Annotated in this window: 2 protein-coding genes; both read left to right on the top strand. The window is 48.0% G+C overall.

What is annotated here, in order from left to right:
- Positions 1-282 (top strand): gliding motility-associated C-terminal domain-containing protein (locus tag EG849_RS15515; RefSeq protein ID WP_148096077.1); only part of this gene is annotated, 282 nt, incomplete at its 5' end.
- 71 nt (positions 283-353) lie between these two features.
- On the top strand, positions 354-1009 hold a 656-nt coding region (locus tag EG849_RS15510; protein ID WP_148096076.1), incomplete at its 3' end, for a PorP/SprF family type IX secretion system membrane protein.

Raw genomic sequence — 1009 nt, 5'->3', positions numbered from 1 at the left:
TTCACCGCCAACGGTACTACGTGTATGATTCCAAAAGGGATTTCACCAAACGGTGACGGAAAGAACGACACGTTTGACCTTACGGGTCTTCAGGTAAGAAAGATCAGCATCTTCAACCGTTACGGTACGATTGTTTACGACTACTCGAACTACACCGACCAATGGCACGGACAGTCGAACAAGGGCGACGAGCTTCCAGACGGCACTTACTACTATTCTTTCGAGCGTGAAGGAGGAGAAAGCAAGACAGGCTGGGTGTACATCAACAGACAGAGAAACTAAAAACCAATAACTGCGGGATGACCGCGCCATACAGGCGCGGTTTATCTACCGCATGAAACATTAAAAAACTAATGAAGAGACTACTTATCACCGCATTGATCCTTGCGTCTCTTGCCGACGCAAACGCGCAGCAGGATCCGCACTACACGCAGTACATGTACAACATGAATGTCATCAACCCGGCCTATGCGGGATCAAAAGAGAATTTATCTTTCGGGCTTCTTTATAGAAAGCAGTGGGTGGATATCCAGGATTCGCCAGAGACCTTTACCTTTTCAGGGCACAGCCCGGTAGGCAGAAACGTGGGTCTTGGACTATCGCTGATCACCGACAAGATCGGACCGGTTGAAGAGACGAACGCTTACGGAGATTTCTCCTACACACTTAATCTTGGCGGGGAACACCGCTTGGCATTAGGGCTTAAGGCAGGACTTACCTTCCAGAACATCGGACTTTTCTCTGACATCAACGGCTCTCTTTCTGACCAGACAGATGAAGCTTTCTCAGAGAACAGCAGCAATACCTACTTCAACGTGGGAGCTGGATTCTTCTACTATACGGATAATTACTATGTGGCACTTTCGGTTCCGAATATGCTAAAGAGCAAGCACCTTAGTATCAGAGAATCGGGCGAGGAGCGACTTTATGGAGAAGAAACACAGCATTATTTCCTGACGGCAGGTTATGTCTTCCAGCTTTCAGAAAGCGTGAAGTTCAAACCTTCGGC

Origin of the sequence: Flavobacterium macacae, from assembly GCF_003865365.1 — a bacterium.
GTDB classification, from domain to species: Bacteria; Bacteroidota; Bacteroidia; order Flavobacteriales; family Flavobacteriaceae; genus Flavobacterium; species Flavobacterium macacae.
This window is presented reverse-complemented; position numbering and strand designations above follow the sequence as displayed.